Annotated in this window: 21 protein-coding genes; 17 read left to right on the top strand and 4 right to left on the bottom strand. The window is 55.4% G+C overall.

Annotation, left to right across the window (positions count from 1 at the left end):
* Nucleotides 1-5: 5 nt before the first annotated feature.
* The 4 genes from V8N38_RS09690 to V8N38_RS09675 form a co-directional block, all read right to left on the bottom strand.
* Nucleotides 6-1,640 (bottom strand): UvrD-helicase domain-containing protein, encoded by a 1,635-nt coding sequence (locus tag V8N38_RS09690; RefSeq protein ID WP_147839447.1) that lies wholly within the window; start codon nt 1,638-1,640, stop codon nt 6-8.
* A gap of 3 nt (nt 1,641-1,643) precedes the next feature.
* The gene (locus tag V8N38_RS09685) at nt 1,644-3,356 is read right to left on the bottom strand and encodes an ATP-dependent nuclease (protein WP_147839448.1); all 1,713 of its coding nucleotides are present in this window, start codon (nt 3,354-3,356) and stop codon (nt 1,644-1,646) included.
* A 495-nt stretch (nt 3,357-3,851) separates the two neighbouring features.
* On the bottom strand, nt 3,852-4,907 hold the full coding sequence (locus V8N38_RS09680) for a phage portal protein (RefSeq protein ID WP_147839449.1): 1,056 nt from the start codon (nt 4,905-4,907) through the stop codon (nt 3,852-3,854).
* Nucleotide 4,908: 1 nt separating this feature from the next.
* Nucleotides 4,909-6,630 carry a terminase large subunit domain-containing protein gene (locus tag V8N38_RS09675; protein WP_147839450.1) on the bottom strand — a complete coding sequence of 574 codons (1,722 nt, stop codon included), beginning with the start codon at nt 6,628-6,630 and terminating at the stop codon, nt 4,909-4,911.
* Nucleotides 6,631-6,789: 159 nt separating this feature from the next.
* Here V8N38_RS09675 and V8N38_RS09670 point away from each other — a divergent pair, with 159 nt between their 5' ends.
* From V8N38_RS09670 to V8N38_RS09590, 17 genes are all read left to right on the top strand, one after another.
* Nucleotides 6,790-7,623, top strand: a complete 834-nt coding sequence (locus V8N38_RS09670; protein WP_079449393.1) for a GPO family capsid scaffolding protein — start codon at nt 6,790-6,792, stop codon at nt 7,621-7,623.
* Between the two features lie 39 nt (nt 7,624-7,662).
* Nucleotides 7,663-8,709, top strand: a complete 1,047-nt coding sequence (locus V8N38_RS09665) for a phage major capsid protein, P2 family (RefSeq protein ID WP_147839451.1) — start codon at nt 7,663-7,665, stop codon at nt 8,707-8,709.
* A gap of 44 nt (nt 8,710-8,753) precedes the next feature.
* A complete protein-coding gene (gene gpM, locus V8N38_RS09660) occupies nt 8,754-9,623 on the top strand; it encodes a phage terminase small subunit (RefSeq protein ID WP_147839452.1) in 870 nt (289 codons plus the stop codon).
* 103 nt (nt 9,624-9,726) lie between these two features.
* The gene (locus V8N38_RS09655; RefSeq protein ID WP_049200210.1) at nt 9,727-10,224 is read left to right on the top strand and encodes a head completion/stabilization protein; all 498 of its coding nucleotides are present in this window, start codon (nt 9,727-9,729) and stop codon (nt 10,222-10,224) included.
* Nucleotides 10,224-10,424: a tail protein X gene (locus V8N38_RS09650; RefSeq protein ID WP_033640714.1), complete on the top strand. Its 201-nt coding sequence runs from the start codon at nt 10,224-10,226 to the stop codon at nt 10,422-10,424. The genes V8N38_RS09655 and V8N38_RS09650 overlap by 1 nt, the downstream gene beginning before the upstream one ends.
* Nucleotides 10,415-10,696 (top strand): hypothetical protein, encoded by a 282-nt coding sequence (locus tag V8N38_RS09645; protein WP_046687313.1) that lies wholly within the window; start codon nt 10,415-10,417, stop codon nt 10,694-10,696. Before V8N38_RS09650 ends, V8N38_RS09645 begins: the two co-directional genes overlap by 10 nt.
* Nucleotides 10,693-11,247, top strand: coding sequence for a lysozyme (locus V8N38_RS09640; RefSeq protein ID WP_147839453.1), 555 nt, complete (start codon nt 10,693-10,695; stop codon nt 11,245-11,247). The genes V8N38_RS09645 and V8N38_RS09640 overlap by 4 nt, the downstream gene beginning before the upstream one ends.
* The gene (locus V8N38_RS09635; protein ID WP_147839454.1) at nt 11,244-11,627 is read left to right on the top strand and encodes a DUF2570 domain-containing protein; all 384 of its coding nucleotides are present in this window, start codon (nt 11,244-11,246) and stop codon (nt 11,625-11,627) included. Before V8N38_RS09640 ends, V8N38_RS09635 begins: the two co-directional genes overlap by 4 nt.
* Before the next feature lie 22 nt (nt 11,628-11,649).
* Nucleotides 11,650-11,772 (top strand): hypothetical protein, encoded by a 123-nt coding sequence (locus V8N38_RS09630; protein WP_280525114.1) that lies wholly within the window; start codon nt 11,650-11,652, stop codon nt 11,770-11,772.
* Complete coding sequence (locus V8N38_RS09625; RefSeq protein ID WP_147839455.1) at nt 11,769-12,230, top strand: phage tail protein; 462 nt, start codon at nt 11,769-11,771, stop codon at nt 12,228-12,230. The genes V8N38_RS09630 and V8N38_RS09625 overlap by 4 nt, the downstream gene beginning before the upstream one ends.
* Nucleotides 12,227-12,865, top strand: coding sequence for a phage virion morphogenesis protein (locus tag V8N38_RS09620; RefSeq protein ID WP_147839456.1), 639 nt, complete (start codon nt 12,227-12,229; stop codon nt 12,863-12,865). The genes V8N38_RS09625 and V8N38_RS09620 overlap by 4 nt, the downstream gene beginning before the upstream one ends.
* Entirely contained in the window at nt 12,865-13,449 is a 585-nt protein-coding gene (locus tag V8N38_RS09615) for a phage baseplate assembly protein V (RefSeq protein WP_147839457.1), read from the top strand. Before V8N38_RS09620 ends, V8N38_RS09615 begins: the two co-directional genes overlap by 1 nt.
* Nucleotides 13,446-13,814, top strand: coding sequence for a GPW/gp25 family protein (locus V8N38_RS09610; RefSeq protein ID WP_147839458.1), 369 nt, complete (start codon nt 13,446-13,448; stop codon nt 13,812-13,814). The genes V8N38_RS09615 and V8N38_RS09610 overlap by 4 nt, the downstream gene beginning before the upstream one ends.
* Nucleotides 13,801-14,700 (top strand): baseplate J/gp47 family protein, encoded by a 900-nt coding sequence (locus V8N38_RS09605; protein WP_147839459.1) that lies wholly within the window; start codon nt 13,801-13,803, stop codon nt 14,698-14,700. The genes V8N38_RS09610 and V8N38_RS09605 overlap by 14 nt, the downstream gene beginning before the upstream one ends.
* The gene (locus V8N38_RS09600; protein ID WP_147839460.1) at nt 14,693-15,304 is read left to right on the top strand and encodes a phage tail protein I; all 612 of its coding nucleotides are present in this window, start codon (nt 14,693-14,695) and stop codon (nt 15,302-15,304) included. Before V8N38_RS09605 ends, V8N38_RS09600 begins: the two co-directional genes overlap by 8 nt.
* Complete coding sequence (locus tag V8N38_RS09595) at nt 15,297-17,093, top strand: GDSL-type esterase/lipase family protein (protein WP_244951295.1); 1,797 nt, start codon at nt 15,297-15,299, stop codon at nt 17,091-17,093. Before V8N38_RS09600 ends, V8N38_RS09595 begins: the two co-directional genes overlap by 8 nt.
* The gene (locus V8N38_RS09590) at nt 17,090-17,788 is read left to right on the top strand and encodes a LamG-like jellyroll fold domain-containing protein (protein ID WP_147839462.1); all 699 of its coding nucleotides are present in this window, start codon (nt 17,090-17,092) and stop codon (nt 17,786-17,788) included. Before V8N38_RS09595 ends, V8N38_RS09590 begins: the two co-directional genes overlap by 4 nt.
* Nucleotides 17,789-17,796 lie beyond the last annotated feature (8 nt).

Raw genomic sequence — 17,796 nt, 5'->3', positions numbered from 1 at the left:
TCTTCTTACTTAGCCAAGTAAAGGCCTTTTAACCCTGGTAATTCAAAAAATCTAGATGGCTGCCCCTTTTTAAGCCCCCCATCTTTTATTCGTGAAGTTGATGTCATCAATACACACAATTTTTTTGCTCTTGTTATGCCGACATAATGTAAATCTAATTCCTGCTTCCAGGATGGATACAAAGGAGGGTCATCAAAATTATCAGTGGGTTTACGCCAAGGGAATACCCACTCATATAGATCTAAATGAAACACTAGATCAAACTCTAATCCTTTTGCTTTATGTAAAGTCATAACCTGAATTTCATTTTCGTCTTTGATTTCAAACTGTTTCTTTATTGATGGTGTAGATAGTATTGTTTTTAATGCCTGAACAATCTTTTGGGGGGCAGGTACACCATAAACACTACAAGACACGCTTTGCATGGAATTTATTAAATCCTCATCAGACGCACGTGCACGCCTAACCTGCTTTATTACACGTCGAAAATCTCTGCATTTCCTCTCACTAAAATATGATTTAATATAGTCTGAAATAATCTCCTGCGAAGTAATTTTCTCATTATACCTGTAATGTAACAACCCAGTAAATAACTTAGAAAAAACATCACTATAACTTGCCAATGGATTGTCTTCGTATACTCTATGTGGAACTTGCAACCCTTGAGAAACATATCCTAACGAGGTGTTATTCCTGACTAAAATAGCGATATCAATATTGTTTTTTATATCAAACTTTTCTTTCGCATTTGGTATCCACTTAGATATTTGCTTTGCTACATCAGTTTGATTCCCCTTGATGTTATAACGACGCACCATGATTTCATCAGTCTGAATTAATGCACACTTATCATCAAAAAGTCTCCTAGCGTAATTACTTATAGAAGGATGACATCTATGATTAACGGTCATGTTAAAGCTTGCAAATCCGCTTCCTACTTTTTTCAAATCCTCTACAAATTCCGGGTTACCACCACGAAATTCATAGATAGATTGATCTTCATCGCCTACAGCAGTACCAATCATTCCCAAGTCAACTAACTTTAAAAACAATTTGTGCTGTGGCTCCGAAGAGTCTTGGTACTCATCAACAAAAACTCCTTTATACTTAACAGAAAGATACTTTCGGCAAGATTCAGAATTTTCAATTATATGGTTAGCTATCACACCAACCGAACTCATTAGTAACCATCCTTTTTTATATAAAGCCTTGAGCCGATCGATAATATCAGCTGTAAACGCTTCTGTAGTTAGTACACTTGACGTAATATCGGCATATGCATCCTTATCCTCTTCCTCTAGGTCATCATTATATACAGTCTGAATATCTTTATCACTTTTACCCCAAACCCTCGAGATAAATGGATGTATAATCTCTTTGAAACAAAAACTGTCTATAGTGCCAAAAAAGGTTTGTTTGGTGTTGAATGCATTCTTTTTGCATCGACTTTTCAACTCATCACTGGCTTTAACTGTAAAAGTTATTGCAATAACCCCCTGATAGTCTCTAAGTGTAGGGATTATGCGTCTTATTTTCTCTACAATGACAGTCGTTTTTCCACTTCCAGGGCACGCTGTTACAACCATGCTTTCATTGTAATTAATGGCCGCATCTTGTTCTGCTGTATATTTTAAGTCCATAGGTTAAACTCCAGTGACAAATTGTCTGCATTTCAAGATTGGTTTAATTAACTCACCGTCGTTTAGCCGCTGTCTCCTACCTTGTGTGAGGTTTAAAAACTCCCTCATCCTGATTGCCTTCTTATCTTGTAGATATTTTATTGCAGAGGAAAGATCTGTGCCTCTGCCACTGTACTCACAGACTAAGTCAGGCAACTCATCCGCCAAGTCACTTTCAAGATCCACCTTTGAAAGGAAAATACCTTTAATATTTAATTTTTGAGACGCTTCATTCCAAAGGCCATTTTCGACAGTATCACTTGCACATAACCCTGCTCTACCATGCTCTAATAGTTCCTCCCCCGCTATTTTATAACACCTATTAATACCAGCAAAGTTAGAGTATGACTCCCCACCTACAGTAATTTTCGAAACATCATTATCAGTGCGCATAACCCATGGTATTTCCATTGCGTCAAGAATCTTTTTATACACTTCAAATTGCACGCCATCAACAGAAAGTATTGATATGTTTAAGTGGTCTAACTCTATATCAAAGTCTTTAGCTATTTGTGTATAAAACATTCTTTCAGATGGTCCTTCCACAAGTAAAACAGCACTTGAAAAGAACGCTTCTGAAGGTAGAATACTCATCCTATACCCCATTGCATCCCATGCATCTGAAATACAATCAGAGCATCCTTGGCTAGCGGCCCTCGTCGCACCATCATCATTTAACAATCTAATAATCGAGTCCGGCTTATATTGCGATGTTATTTGTGGCGAATGTGTAGTGATGATAGATTGGCCAGGGAGCTCATTATAAAGATAGTCAGCAAGTTTTCTTTGTTGATGAGGGTGTAAATGTGCTTCAGGCTCCTCAACACAATAAATAACAACCTCATTATCTATATCATGTTCTTGGATACTTTTGGCTTTCCACAAGGCTAGTAGGATTTGATTATTGCGCCCATCCCCTCCCAGCATTACCTCACCGCCATTAGAATTCGCCCCTAAATCTAGTTTATCAATAAAGGAATTAACTTGTATTGCCCCAGCTCCGAGATGGACTGAATACCCAACATTATGATGAGCTAGCTTGCTTAATTCTAAGTTTACATTCTTAGTCGCCTCAGAAACATAATTTAATTGCCCAACACTTCTATTAACCCTACTCAGCATTCTAGATATAATCGCTACTCTTCTTTGGTCCTCCAGTCGTTCTTTTTCCTCAAGATTTTCATTAGATATCTTCAATAAATATTTTTTCTCCCTCTGAATGAACTTTTCAAGGTCACGTTGTGAATGAATATATTTCATGTTTATATGTTTCAGGTAATACCTACTATTAATCACCTCCAAATCATCAGCCGATTGACCTATTGATATCTCAAAGGTCAGGTCATCACGAATTGCCTTGTAATGAATTACTGTTTTACCCTCATCACTTATATGTCCTTTTAATAATGAAACAATTGCATCTTCATTGACCTCGCAAAATGTTATCATTATTTCAATTTCATTAGATTGTCCTCCATTCTTATCAATATGGAAGTCCATTTCTTTAGGTTCTATATCTAACTCAGACAAGCTTTTATCCAATAGAATTCTTAATGCATGAATCATATTGGTTTTACCTATATCATTTGAACCAATCACAAGCGTATTAGCCGCAAAGTTAACTAACGCATTTGAATAGTTTCTAAAACCTATCAATTTCAATGACTCAATACGCATGAACCCCTCACTATATAATTATTAGCACCCTTATACTTTGTATGTGTATATAATGGTGCGTCTGAACACTCATGGCTTAAAATAGTACTTCACAGAAATATATGAAATAAAAAACTAATACTGACCGCACAGTTCTGCACAATTTTGCACAATAATTCGATCTCCCCCATTGCGAACCTGCGCCAGTGCTGGCGCGGGTTCGATCTACTTTGGATCTTGCACAAAAAAGAGGGTGTGAGGCGCGCAGGCGAGGCGGGGGAGCAAGCGCGCGCTTTGGGGTATGGGAAGGGGGGCGTGTGTTGCCTGAATGGGCCACTGTGAGGCTCTCGCCGTCATGGTGCTATTGAGGTGATGAACAGGCGTTAACGCGCCAGCGGCCCGCATAGCGCGGCTGGCGGTGGGGAGCAGTTCGAAGTGATGGGCGTGGCGCGTGATGGGGCTACTTGTCGGGGGATGGCCGCCATAGACAGCGGCGGCCTTGCTGCAGCGCCGGGGTTACTCTACATCGAGCAGTGCATACGGGTTAAAGCGGATCACCTCCTCCCCCATCCAGTCGTTGACGTGCTTCATGGCTTCCATGATGGGCGTCAGCTCGTTGATGGCGAACACCCGCGCCGCCTTCTCCACGTCGCCAAAGGTGCCGTTACCTTCCGGCATGGCGCCCATCAGCTGTGGCGGCACGCGGTGCGCGGCAAGGATATCGTCACGCGTGGCGGACTTGACGCCCAGGAATTCATCCTTGGCTGAGATCTGGCTGAACGGCAGGATCTGCACCGAGTCCTTACCGCCGTTAGGCGCGTGCAGCAGGATGTTTTTGAATGCCCCGCCGCGGCGCGTGTCGGTCAGCGTCTTCTTGAGCTTGTCGAGGCTCTCCTGATCGGCGATGGCACTGTTGACGTAGACGATGCAACCGGCATGGCTGCCGTTGTCGTAGTACAGCTTGCGGAACGTGTCGGCCGAGTGCGAAAGGTTCGCGGACAGCAGGCCCGCGAAGTACTCCGGCATGCCGTAGATCTCCTGGTGAATGTCCGGGTTGATCACATGGCAGACGGCGCCGGTAGGAAACTGATAATCATCAAGCCCCGCCTGGATAAACCAGTAAGTATCCAGGTCAGAGCCGCGGCGGGTGTACTTCGCCAGCGTGTGGTGCAGTGCCAGCGGCCCGCCTAACACGTTGCGGCGCAGCTCCAGATAGGCATTGCCGAACACCACCCAATCCATGGCGAAGGCCGAGAACGCCTGGCGCGTCAGCAGCTTGTGCGGGATGAAACAACCGGCCAGCACGTTACGCTTGAATATCAGCGCCGACTGGTGCCAGCTGGCGTGGCCGAACTGGCGTGCCAGACCGTACCAACTGATCGGCGTGTCGTAGTAACGGCCGTTGTCAGCGCAGTACATCGAGTCGAGCAAATCGTAGGACGAGCTGACCGGCCAGGGGCCGTCGAATGAGAAGGTACTCAGGCCAGGGAGTTTTTGCAGCTCGGTCGCCAGATCAAGCTGCGTGTCTGCGGCGGGCTGCTGGCGCGGCCGCGCTGTTTTTCGTTTGCTCACGTTAATACTCCATAACCGTCATAGTGCTGCCGCCATCTTGTCCCAGCGGCTCGTTGATAATGGCCAGCATCGTCGCCCAGGCAAGGTCGCCATGGCTGACGCCGCGGCTGCGGTCGGTGTCATAGGTGATCACCCCGCCAGGCGTTACCACTTTGCGCACCGCGCTGAATGCCGTGATCAGGTCACGCTCCCCGCGGTCGAACTCCCAGCGACCGCCGCGAACCAGTTGCTGCATCTTCAATACCAGCATGCGCTTGCTGGCCGGGTTGAACTGGTAGCAGACCGCCGCCGGGAACTTCTTCTTCACCAACTGCCAGACCGCCTCACCAATCCCCTGCCCGTCAATGCCGATATGCTGCACGTTGTAGCGATCCAGCATGCCAATGATCAGATTGGCCTGCGCCTCGAACTCCATGCCGCGGATGCGCTGCGTCTCGATGGTGCGGAACTTGCCACCGGCAACCAGCGGCACGGCATTAACGGAGATGCCCCCGCTGTCACCCTTCCCGCTGGCGCCGTTCGGGTCGTAACCAATCCAGACCGGTCGATCGGCCAGCGGCCGCATGGCGTAAGGTTTCCAGTCGAGCCAGTCGTCATAACCATCGGCGCCACAGGTCAGCAGCATGTTGTAGTCAAAGGCCGATTCACCGTTGCGGATAAACTGACAGCCGTAGAGGTTGTCATATTCCTCCGGGCTGTTCTCGTCACGGATTTCATCGATATCGGTCAAATCCCAGCCGTGATCGATGGCGTCCTGCAACGTGACAATCTGGCGCCAGATCTTGTCCGGGCACATCAGCCCGCTGTTCAGCGTCTTCCAGGACGTGTCGAACTCCACGCGGCTACTGCTGGCGCGCCCCTTGTTGAACGCCTCCCCTGTCCAAAACGGGTACGCTTCATGACTTTCCGCCGATGGTGTGGAGAAGTAGGTGCGCGTAAGCCCTTTCAGCGTCGCCATCGCGCCGGCCACCTTCTTTAGGTTCGCGAACTGACCCACCCAGAAAAACTCGTCAAAGAACAGGTTGCCGGTGTAGGACTGCGCCGTCGCTGCAGACGTGCCGAGGAAATGCAGCTCCGCGCCGTTGAACAGCTGGATCATGTCGCCGCCTTTCAGCTCGACGTCGACCTCCGCCGCAGCCGAGCGAATGAAGCTGCGGAACTGGTACGCCTGCCGGCGGCTGGCCGACAGAAAGATCTGGTTGAGCTGGTGCTTGTACTTCGCATCATCAGATAACGCGCGGATCAGCGCCTCGCGCGCAAAATACCAGGTCGCCCCCACCTGGCGACTCTTCAGGATCATCCGGTTGCGGTGGTGGTGATTGTCATACCAGCCTTGCTGGTGCCAGTGCAGCGATCCAAGGATGTTCTGCCGCAGCTGCGCGATCTGCGATTCAGAGAAAAAGTTTTGCTTCTTGCGCACCTTCTTTTTCGGCTGGGTGGCCGGCGTGCCGTTGTCCAGCTTCTTCAGCTGGCGCGTCAGCAGGTCGATTTCCTTGAAGTCGCCGCCGCTCTTCTTGTCCTTGCAGGTCAGCTGCACCAGGCGCGCATCAATCGAGGTGGTGACGCGCTGGATAGGTGGCGTTTCGTCCCATTCGTCGCGCTTCTTCCAGGCGTAAACCGTGTTCTGGTTGATACCCATCAGGCGCGCGATTTCCGCCGGCGGGTAGCCCTGCCAGTAAAGCTGTCGTGCGCGGTGCCTAGTGAATGTTTCCTGAACCGTCATTGTCTCCCCCATGTCCTGCCGGGGAGGTTAACCCGCGCGCGCGGGGGCTTTCTCGCGGTGCCGGCTGTCGCCGTTCTCCGACAACAACAACGCGTTGAGACGGGGCCGGGCGCCCTGCCATCATCACCGGGAACTCAACAGAATCGTGAGCAAGCAGACATGGCAAGCACAACGAGCACCCGTAAGAAATTCCGCGTTATGACCTCCGGCGTCACTATCGACGGCCGTCAGGTCACCCGCGATCAGATCCATGCGATGGCGGCGTCGTATAACCCGGCGGTGTATGGCGCCCGCGTCAATATCGAGCACTACCTTTCCCCGTTCCCGGACAGCACCTTCTGCGCCATGGGCGACGTGATGGCCCTGTCCGCCGAAGACATTTCTGACGGCCCGCTGACAGGCGAAGCGGCGTTGTACGCAGAGATAGAGCCCACGGCACGCATGAAGACCATGACCGATGACGGGAAGAAGATTTATTCCAGCGTCGAGATCCATCCAAAGTTTTCACTGACCAACGGCCCGTACCTGGTCGGCCTGGCGATGACCGACACCCCGGCCAGTCTGGGCACTGACAAGCTGAAATTCGCCGCAGAGAAGCGCGGGGAGATCATGCGCTTCAACACCGCAGATGCCGAACCGACGATGTTCACCGCGGCTTTCGAAGCTGAGTTGATGCAGGCAGACCAGTCGCGCTCAACCACCGGCAACGAGTGGTTCTCCCGCGTCATGGGCATCCTCGGCAAGGGCAAGAAAACCGACGATGAACGCTTCAGCCAGGTGCATCAGGCGGTAGAGGCCGTGGCGCAGTCGCAGGCCGATTTGACCGACCAGTTCAGCGCCACCGCGCAGGAAAGCGCCAGCAACAAGCAGGCCATCGCGAAGTTGACCGCTGACCTGGCTGCGATGCAGCAGAAGGTTGTAACCACGGACGGTAACTTCAGCCGCCGCCCGCCGGCTGGCGGTGGTGGCAACGCGCAGTTGGCTGACTACTAAGCCAGCGCCTGATCGATATTCACTACAAGAGAAACGAACATGGAAAACATTACCCGCGAGCTGTTCGACCAGTACATCAGCCGGCAGGCCCAGCTAAACCGCGTATCGCCGGCCGCCGTCGCGGCAAAATTCGCTGTCGATCCGACGGTGCAGCAGAAGCTGGAAGCCGCCGCGCAGGAAAGCGACTCTTTCCTGAGCAAGATTAACGTCTTCGGCGTGACCCAACAGATCGGCCAGAAAGTACTGATCGGCAGCAAAGGCCCGCTGGCCGGTGTGAACAACAGCACCACCACGCGCCGCAACCCGGCCGATAACAGCAAAATGGAGCCGTACAACTACATGTGCCGCAAGGTCAACTACGACTACGGCCTCAACTACGAGCAATTGGACGCCTGGGCGCATCAGCCTAACTTCCAGCCGCTGATCAGCAGCGCGATGGCGCGCCAGATGTCGCTTGACCGCATCATGATCGGTTTCAACGGCACCAGCTACGCCGATCCGTCAAACCGCGCCGCTAACCCGCTGCTGCAGGACTGCAGTATCGGCTGGCTGGAAAAAATTCGTAAGGAAGCGTCACACCGCGTTATCTCAGATATCACGGTCACCTCGCGGGATGACGACAACAAGATCATCGCCAAAGGCACCTACGGCAACCTGACGTCAGCAGTTTATGACGCCAAAAACAGCCTGATGGACGAATGGCACAAGCGTAACCCGGATAACGTTGTGATCCTGGCCGGCGATCTGCTGACCAGCAGCAATTTCCCGGCAATCAACGCCATGAGTCAGACCAACCCGAACACCGAAATGTTGGCCGGTCAGCTCATTGTTGCGCAGGAGCGCGTCGGGAACATGCCGACATTCATCGCGCCGTACTTCCCGGTTAACGGCATCCTGATCACGCCGTTTAAGAACCTGTCGGTGTACTACCAGCGCGGGAGCCTGCGCCGCACCATCAAGGAAGAGCCGGAGTACAACCGCGTAGCGACCTACCAGTCGTCGAACGATGACTTCGTGGTCGAGGACTACGGCAACGTCGCCTTTATCGACGGCATCACCTTCGCGCAGCCTGAGAACGGCGGTTAATCACCCGGGCGGGCACCTGCCCGCCCCCCTTTGGGGACAGGACAATGCTGACACCGGCACAACGACATTTTCAGCGCGTGATGGCGGAACGCCACGGTAAGACCGAGGAGTTCACAGAAGCCGCCCGCACCGCGCATGAACAAATCCTTCACCGCCTGCGCATGGATCAGAGTGCACTCAAACGCGTGCAGTCCGACCAGGCGAAAGCGGAGATGAAAAAGCAGCTGCTTCCGCACTATGAAGGCTGGATCGAAGGCACGCTCGACGGCAATAGCGGCCGGCAGGACGAGGTCATCGTCACCCTGATGATCTGGGCGATTGACGCCGGCGATTATCCGCTCGCGGTGCGTATCGGCCGCTATGTCATCGAGCACAACCTCGCGATGCCTGACCGGTTCCACCGCACGGCGGCGACGGCCCTCGTGGAAGAGCTTTGCGATCCCATTCTGGTGCAGGTCAAGGCCGACGAGAGCACCGATTTGACCGCACACCTGCAGGTGCTGGAAGAGCTCGCGCAAATCGTCGATGGCAAGGATATGCCTGACGTGGTGCTCGCCAAGCTGTTCAAGGCGCGCGGCTTTGCCTTGCGCGGTGGCGATGATGCCACCCAGGCGAAGGCGCTGGAACTGCTGCGCCAGGCGCTGAAACTGGACGCCAACGCCGGTGTGAAAAAAGCGATCGAGAGCCTGGCACGCCAGGTCAAAAAAGCCGGCCAGAACACTGGCGGCGCCGGCGATAACGATGCCGACACCTCCGGCACCGCGACAACAACCGACGCTGCAGCAGCATCAAAAACGACTGTACCGGCCACCCCGCACCGGCAGCGCAGCAGCACCGCGCGTAAGCCATCAGCCGCTAAAAAAACCGCCGACAAGGCCGCCGGTAAGAAAGCCAAGCAGGACGTCACCGAATAAAACGACTTGCGCCCCGTGCGCTGGCGGCGCGGGCGGAGATCTGCAGCGCTTCGCGTGTGCTTTTCCCCGCCCGCTCACCGCCACCTTTTGAGGAGATTGGGCCATGAGCCTTGTTGCCGGGCGTACCGTTACCCCCGCCGCTGACGATGTGCCAGATACCGACGATGGCGGCGAGACCATCACAGCAGGCCCCTTCTGGCCCGCGATTGCGCTCAAGGACGTGCGCCTTGAGATGCGCATCACCGGCGCGGTGACCACCACCCGCTTAAAGCAGGCCGCGATTGAAGCGACAGGCCATGTGATCGACCAGCTGACGGGCTGGCAAGCAAGCCAGTTGAAAGCCGGCTTCGCGTCGCTGGAGACCGTGCCAGCCCGTCAAATCAATGACGTGAGCGTGAAGATCCACCGCTACCGCCGCGCGGTATTCAGCATCACCCGCGCGCTGCTGATCGAAAACTATCGCGACGTCGACACCACCGGCGACGCCGGCGAGAAACGCGCCGCCGGGTTGACGCTGCAGGCGGCAGATCTGTGGCGCGATGCCCGCTGGGCTATCGCCGATATTCGCGACGAAGTGCGCAATTTTGCGGAGGCATTTTAGTGAAGGTGCAAGCAATGCAGGGCGACACGCTGGATCTGCTGTGCCAGCGACACTACGGCACCACGCAAGGCGTGACCGAAATCGTGCTGGCTGCCAATCCTGGGATCGCCGAACAGATATTTTTGACCGCCGGCCAGGTGGTCGAGCTGCCGGAGATCGAACGTTCAACCCAACAGGAGACGGTGCAGCTATGGACGTAATCGACCGCCTCTGGAACTGGGTGATCTACTCCTACTCTACCGTGCTGATGGGCATCGGCATGATGACGCAGCGCGAATGGCTGGCGACCGGCGGGCTGGTGATTGGCCTGATCGCCGCGGCGCTGGGCGAAATCCACCGCCGCCGGGTGGCGCGCAGCCAGGCGACCACCAACGCCCTGCTGGCGCAGCTGGTTGACGCGGTGCGCAGCGATGCCGAGAACCGGCAGGATGTGAAGGCGCTTATCAGCGAGCTGAAAGGGGGCCACCGGTGAGACGAAAAAGCGTTATCGCCTGCAGCGTGGCCGCCATTGTGGCGCTGGCCGGTGCCCTGTGGCCCGAGAAGGTGCGCACCAGCCAGGCAGCACAGTTAAAAATGGCGAAGTATGAGGACTGCCGCAAGACGCCCTACTACTGCCCCGCCGGGGTGCTGACCATCGGCATGGGCTCAACGACCCGCGTCGAGGATCGGCAGTACTCGGAAACGGAGATCGCCGAGCGCTGGGTAAACGACCTGGTACGCGCGGAAAAGTGCATTAACAGCAACTTTAACGGCGCCGCCGCCCCGCAATTCGTGTTTGAAGCGCTGACCGACGTCAGTTTCAACGTGGGGTGCACCGGGATCGGTTGGTTCACCGATCGCCAGGGAAAAAAGCAGCGCACCACGCTGTGGAAATACGCGCAGGCGGGCAACTGGCCCGGCGTATGCCAGCGCCTGACCGACTTTGTGAACTCCGGCGGCAAGCGCCTGCAAGGGCTGGTTAACCGTCGGGAAGAGTTTAAAACCTGGTGCCTGTCTGACCCGGCACTCAAGGGCGCCAAATGAAAGCGGCCGCGGTATTGATCCTGCTGTTTCTGACGGCGCTGGCCGGGATGGGATGGCAGAAGCATCAGCGGGAACTGGCCGAACAGCGCCGCGATATTGCCGAGCGCGCCGTCGAGCAAACCGGGGATGTGCTGGCCGAAGTGCGCGCCCTGCGTGCCGACGTCGGCGAGATTGAGGCCGGAATGAAGAAGCTGAGCGAGAAGCGCGGCACCAATGGAGAGCAACGACGTGAAACCATCCAGACTGCGCTGGCCGGCGAAACGTGTGCCGTTACTCCTGTGCCTTCTGCTGTCGCTGACAGCCTGCAAAAGCGTGCCGCGGAAGTCCGCGCCGCAGATTATTCAGGAGCCTTTGCCGGCCAGCCTGACGGCAAACACTGATGTACCTGCAGCACCGTCACCGATGACCTACGGCAGCCTGGTGCCCTGGGCGGATCGGCTGCTGGATGCGCTGGACACCTGCAACGCCGACAAGGCGGCCATACGAGAACTCGAACTACGGCGTATCGCCAGGGGGATGAAGTGAAAAAAGCCGAACTGCTACGCGACGCGCTGATCGCGGCCAACACCTGGTGCAAGGCCAACCCTGAGCTGTTCACCGTTTTTGTTGAAAAGGGGCATGTCGAGATCCAGGCGACCGGCGAACCTTCGTTTATGTACGTTTATCCGCTCCAGGTATTCGTAATGAACTATCCAGGTGATCTAGATGACCTGATGCTGCCACTGTTGGGATGGATATGGGAATACCAGCCAGACCTGCTATTGAACCCGGATAAAAACAAAAGCATTGAGTTCGAAGCCGATATTGCAAACGACGACACTGCCGACCTGTTGCTGAAGGTGCCAATTTGGGAGTGTGTCATGGTAACACGCCAAAATGGCAAGCTTCTTACGCAGCACCTGGCGGAAGACAGGCCCCGCATCAACGGCGGCGACTGGCAAATCGTGTTCGATCCTGAGAGGGGCGGGGAGCTGGTGCCATGACCGATGCAGCGCTGTTTCATGAGCTGGATCAGGTGTTCGCCGATATTCTCGGCGGCATGTCCCCCGCCGGGCGTATACGCACCGCGCGCGAGGTCGGCCGCATGCTGCGCCAGAGCCAGTCGCGGCGCATTGCACGCCAGGAAAACCCGGACGGCTCAAAATTCGAGAAGCGCCGCCGCAAGGTGCTGCGCTCACAGGCCGGGATTGGCTTTATCTGGAACGGCGAAACCCGCCGCCTGAAAAACTGGCGGGCAACCAAGGGCAGCCGCGGCCGCATGCTGACCGGTTTCGATGAAGGCCGCGGCGCCGTCCGCTCCTTCTATCGCGAGGATATCGAGCGTTACCTCGATATCAACTTTAACCAGACGCGCAAGGACACCACCAAGGCCGATCCGATGTTTCGCCGGCTGCGTACCGCACGCTTTCTGAAGGCGCGCGCCGATGCCGGCGGCGCCACTGTCGGTTTTACCGGCGTTGCGGGCCGTATTGCGCGCACGCACCAGTACGGCCTGCGCGACAGGGTGAACAAGTCCGGCACGATGGCGTCCTACCCACGCCGCGAGGTGCTGGGGATAACCAAAGCCGACCGCATGGCGATCGCCCGTTCGGTCATTGACTCGCTGGGGGTGAAATAGTGGACGCGGCCGAACTTATTCGCCTGCTGGAAAACCTGATCCGCGTTGGCGTGGTCACGGCGATCGACGAAGACAACAAGCGCGTGCGCGTCGCAACCGGCGGGTTAGATACCACCTGGCTGCGCTGGAATGCGCAGCGCGCCGGCGCATTCAACATCTGGATGCCGCCGTCGCTCGGCGAGCAGGTCTGGCTGCTGTGCATCGGCGGCAATCCGGAGACGGCTATTATCGGCGGCAGCCTGTACAGCAACGATCACCCTGCCCCCGGCGGCTCGCGTAACGAGATGGTGATCACCGCCCCGGACGGCGCCAGATTCCGTTATGACGCCGACGCCGGCGCGCTGGAAGTCAGCGGCATCAAAACAGCCAAATTAACGGCCGGGGCCAAAGTGATCCTGGATTCGCCCGTCGTCGAATGCACCAACCTGCTGAAGACCCGGCAATTCGACGTCAGCGAAGGCGGCGAGATGCACGGTGATTTCAATCACACCGGCGGCGCCTTCGTGTCGAACGGCGTGAAGGTCGACAATCACGGCCACGGCGGCGTGCAGCGCGGTGGCGACTGGACGGAGGGCACCCGATGAGCGAGAAGTACCGCGGCATGAATAACAGCGGCACCGGTACGTTGACCGATGCGGATCACGTCTGGCAGTCAGCCAATGACATTCTGCTGACGCCCATCGGTTCGCGCGTCATGCGCCGTAACTACGGTTCGCTGGTGCCAGACCTGCTCGACAGCCCTCAAAACGACGTCACCCGCCTGCAGCTCATGAGCGCGACCGTGATCGCGCTGGCGGCCTGGGAGCCTCGCCTCGCGCTGGACACCATCAACATCAACTATTCACCCACCGGCGCCGTCACGGCCGAGATGTCCGGCATGCTGACGGAAAGCATGGAGAAAAGCACCGGGACGATTGAGTTAAGGAGCCATAACGATGCCAACGATTGACCTGTCGCAGCTGCCATCGCCGCAGATCATCGAGCCGCTCGACTTCGAGACGATCCTCGTTGACGTCAAGGCAGTGATGATCGCCGCCTTCCCTGCTGACCAGCAGGCGTCGGTTGCCGCCGCCCTGTCGCTGGAGTCTGAACCGCTCAACGTGATCGCCCAGGCGATGGCCTACCGCGAATTGCTGTTGCGCCGGCGAATCAACGAGGGGGCCGCCGCCTGCATACTGAGCCACGCCGAAGGCACCGACCTGGACAACCTGGCCGCCAACCTCGACACCGAGCGCCTGACGATCACCCCGGAAACGGACACGTCCGACGCGGTGATGGAAAGTGACGAAGCCCTGCGCCTGCGCGCGCAATCCGCGTTCGAGGGTATGAGCGTGGCCGGCCCGTCGGCGGCATATGAATATTTCGCCCGCAGTGCAAGCGGCAAGGTTGCCGACGCCAGGGCAACCAGCCCGGCACCGGCGGAGGTGGTGATCGCCATCCTGTCGACCGACGGCGACGGCACCGCATCGCCCGAGCTGCTGGCCGCCGTGACGGCCGCGGTTAACGATGAAGAAGCCCGACCGCTGGGCGACCGCGTGACGGTTCGCAGCGCGGATATTGTCGACTATTCGATTGATGCCGAGCTGTTCTTGTATCCGGGGCCGGAGTCGGAACCCATCATCAACGCCGCCATGGCGTCGCTGCGTGGATTTTTGGCCGACAACGACAAGAAGATCGGGCGTGACGTCGCCAGGTCGGCGATCTCCGCCTCGCTGCATGTGCAGGGGGTACAGCGTGTGGTGCTGCGTTCGCCGGCGACTGACCTGCAGATCTCCGACACGCAAGCCGCACGCAACGTTGGCTACACGGTAGAGAACGGCGGGACGGATGAATAACACCCTTCTCCCTCCGTCCGCCGGCGCCTGGATGCGCCACACCGAAACGGTCACTGCGCGGCTGTCGGCGATCACCGTCGCGCTGCGCACGCTCTGGACGCCGACCGCCTGCCCGGTTGAGTTATTGCCGTATCTGGCCTGGGCGCTGTCTGTCGACCGCTGGGACAAGAACTGGCCGGCAGAGAAAAAGATAGCGGCGATCCAGCAATCCTACTGGCAGCACCGCCGCAAGGGCACCCGCGCCGCCGTGCGGCGGGTGATTGAGAGCATGGGGTTTTCAGCCACCTTTGCCGAATGGTTCGACACCGGCGATCAACCGGGCACCTTTCGGCTTGAGGTCGACGTCAACGAAGTCGGACTAACTGAAAAAACGCTGGCCGAATTAAATCGCCTGGTGGCAGATGCCAAGCCGGTCAGTCGCCACATGGCACAAATGAACATCGCGACAAAGGTTAGCGGTTTTATCTATTCCGCCGTCACTGTACATGACGGCGATATCGTCACTGTTTACCCGGCCGACTACGAGCCGGACGACAGCGTTAAATACAACGGAATTCCGCGCTTCGGCAGCGGTTACCACTACTCCGGGGAAAGAAATGGCTGACTTACAAGAGGAAGCGAAGTGGGAAGATTCGATCTACCAAATCAAGCGCGGCGATGATGTCTCCGGTGGGCGAAATGGTGTGGCGAATATCCAGGCGCGGCAGTTAGCAAACCGCACTGCATCGCTCAAAAATGACGTGGATAAGCTCAACACGTCCGTGATGAGCGATGCCAAGATTTACGACAGTGTCGACGAGGCACAGGCTGCGATCAACGCCGGCACCGAAACCCGCCGGCTGTTCTCCGTTAACTCCCAGATCACCGATTATTGGGTTGAGCAATACGAGAATGTGAACGGCATCGCCACACCGACCGGCAAGAAAATTGTCACGGCGGCATTCGTTGAAGCCGTCGAGCTGCTGGCGTCAACAACCGACAAGCGCACACGGGGCTTGCTGACCATGCCTCGCACAAGAAAGCCGGTCGACTTTGTCAGTCGCCAAGGGGCGAGCATGTTCTCGATAAATGAGAACGGTGAAAAAGAGATGCCCGGTAAAACCTTCTCCGATTACATGAATATCTTACGCGAGCTGATTATCGGGCCGTCGGCATTGCGCCGCGCCCGTCCTGGGTATCTGTTTAATCTGGTCACGGGCGGGAAACATCTGCTTGCCGCCAGAGATGACGGGAATGCAACGCTTGAATATCGCGGCATCCCGCTTGAAACGCATATGGGGCTGTTGGAAAACACCTTCGGAGGGTTTGGTGACTCACTGACAGCAAATGGAATTGTGCAGGCATCCGTTTACAACGCAAAGTCATGGCATTTATGGGCTTCAATGTTCAGCCAGGGGCGCTTGCGTTATGTTGGTCAGTGGGCGACGGGCGGGTATACAACAGCAGACATGATCCGTGTGCATTTACAACCAGCGATCGCTGCAAAACCGCGATTTATTGTTTTTCTGGGCGGACGAAATGACGTTATTCAGAAAAATAGCTCAGGGCAGTTTCTGTTCTCTGTCGATACCATCAAAAACAACATTCGCTACATTCTGACCCAGTTAAGGAAAAATGGGATCATCCCAATCGTGTGCTCAATGGCGGCACAGAACAACGCTAATGCACAGCTTAAAAACAGGGAAAACGCGGTGAACAGCTTTACCCGCGCGTTTGCAATCTCCCAGGGCTTCCCGTTCGTGGATATGCGTGCGGCAACAGTCGACCCTGTGACCGATGGCTGGAAAGCCGGGTATAACGGCACGCTAGACAACGGTCTTCCAGACCCGTCGCACCCGACCGCCCTGGGAGCCTTCCACATGGGGAAAGCATTGGCAGCCGCGATGTTTCCGCTGGCGATGCCGGTCTATCCCCAACTGGCAATCGCCAACCCTGTGACCGAGGGCGGGCCAAACAGCATCATCAATCCTCTGTTTCTCGATACCAACAACGGACTGCCAACAGGCTGGCAGGTTGAAGGCGGCAATGTAGTGCTAGTTAACGATCCTGCGGTCGTGGGCAACGTTTTGGCCGTTAAGGGCAGTGCAGGAGTCAGAGCGGTCGTATCTCAGATTGTGCCAATTACGCCGGGAGAAAAAAGAAACTTCAGCTTTAAAGTGAAAATCATCTCAGAAGCCAGCGGCTCAATAGGCTGTTTTCTCGAAACCAATGATGCCAAGAAAGCGAACGTTATCGGCCTTCGACCATGGAATCAGTCAAGTGACGGTTTTTTAACGTATAGCTATGACTTAGTCGCTCCGCAAAACGTGACTGAATTAAAGCTGAGCATCGTGGCAAATAATGCCGAGATTCATGTCGGCCAGATGGGTTTATTAAAACAGGAGGCAGTATGATTATTATTTGTGATGGCGTTGTTAATGCCGCCGATCTGGAATTGGCAGAGCCTGAAATGCTGCTGAATGACGATTCAAGTTTGGCAACCTACGGCATGCAGGACAAATATGACTCCAGCGGAAACACGCGCGACTTGGTGACGGAGAACGAATTTACCCAGCGCGGTATGATCACCGTTGCTGACGCTGCGCATGGCGCTGATACGGGCATTATCGAGACAGACGAAATGACGTTCGCGATCTGTATCAATATGAACAAACCAACTGCCAGTGGGCGCATTTTTTCTAACCTGTCGCCAGGTGTCGCGCCGTTCGGCGGTATTCAACTCCGCATTGAGGAAGATGGTCAGCTGATTTTGCAAATGGGAACAGGTAACACTGGTGAGGCCGTTGTAGGCATTACGCACGGCGGGGCTGTTGGGGGTTGGACGCGTTTCACCGCAACGGTGTCCAATACAGAGATCGCAATGACCCGCATGAGCGGTGAAAAACGCTCGGCTAAGATTACCTCCCGTAAAAAGTCGCCCCTTCCGATTATGCTGAATGGCGGCGTAAACGCGAATCAAAACATGGGATTGTCCGGTGTCATAGGTATCATTGCCGTTTATAACCGCGTATTGACTGCCGAGGAACAAGCCGAAAAGCGCGACATGCTGAAAACCATCATGAGCTTGCGCGGCGAGTTCGTTAACTAACACGGTGG

Origin of the sequence: Serratia nevei, from assembly GCF_037948395.1 — a bacterium.
GTDB lineage: Bacteria > Pseudomonadota > Gammaproteobacteria > Enterobacterales > Enterobacteriaceae > Serratia > Serratia nevei.
Note: the sequence above shows the minus strand (reverse complement) of the source record. Positions and strands in the feature narration are given on the sequence as shown.

Coding starts and splice junctions, on each gene's coding strand:
- V8N38_RS09690 (WP_147839447.1), bottom strand. CDS start 1,640: ATGGACTTAAAATATACAGCAGAACAAGATGCGGCCATTAATTACAAT.
- V8N38_RS09685 (WP_147839448.1), bottom strand. CDS start 3,356: ATGCGTATTGAGTCATTGAAATTGATAGGTTTTAGAAACTATTCAAAT.
- V8N38_RS09675 (WP_147839450.1), bottom strand. CDS start 6,630: ATGACGGTTCAGGAAACATTCACTAGGCACCGCGCACGACAGCTTTAC.
- V8N38_RS09670 (WP_079449393.1), top strand. CDS start 6,790: ATGGCAAGCACAACGAGCACCCGTAAGAAATTCCGCGTTATGACCTCC.
- V8N38_RS09665 (WP_147839451.1), top strand. CDS start 7,663: ATGGAAAACATTACCCGCGAGCTGTTCGACCAGTACATCAGCCGGCAG.
- gpM (WP_147839452.1), top strand. CDS start 8,754: ATGCTGACACCGGCACAACGACATTTTCAGCGCGTGATGGCGGAACGC.
- V8N38_RS09655 (WP_049200210.1), top strand. CDS start 9,727: ATGAGCCTTGTTGCCGGGCGTACCGTTACCCCCGCCGCTGACGATGTG.
- V8N38_RS09645 (WP_046687313.1), top strand. CDS start 10,415: ATGGACGTAATCGACCGCCTCTGGAACTGGGTGATCTACTCCTACTCT.
- V8N38_RS09635 (WP_147839454.1), top strand. CDS start 11,244: ATGAAAGCGGCCGCGGTATTGATCCTGCTGTTTCTGACGGCGCTGGCC.
- V8N38_RS09630 (WP_280525114.1), top strand. CDS start 11,650: ATGACCTACGGCAGCCTGGTGCCCTGGGCGGATCGGCTGCTGGATGCG.
- V8N38_RS09620 (WP_147839456.1), top strand. CDS start 12,227: ATGACCGATGCAGCGCTGTTTCATGAGCTGGATCAGGTGTTCGCCGAT.
- V8N38_RS09610 (WP_147839458.1), top strand. CDS start 13,446: ATGAGCGAGAAGTACCGCGGCATGAATAACAGCGGCACCGGTACGTTG.
- V8N38_RS09605 (WP_147839459.1), top strand. CDS start 13,801: ATGCCAACGATTGACCTGTCGCAGCTGCCATCGCCGCAGATCATCGAG.
- V8N38_RS09600 (WP_147839460.1), top strand. CDS start 14,693: ATGAATAACACCCTTCTCCCTCCGTCCGCCGGCGCCTGGATGCGCCAC.
- V8N38_RS09595 (WP_244951295.1), top strand. CDS start 15,297: ATGGCTGACTTACAAGAGGAAGCGAAGTGGGAAGATTCGATCTACCAA.
- V8N38_RS09590 (WP_147839462.1), top strand. CDS start 17,090: ATGATTATTATTTGTGATGGCGTTGTTAATGCCGCCGATCTGGAATTG.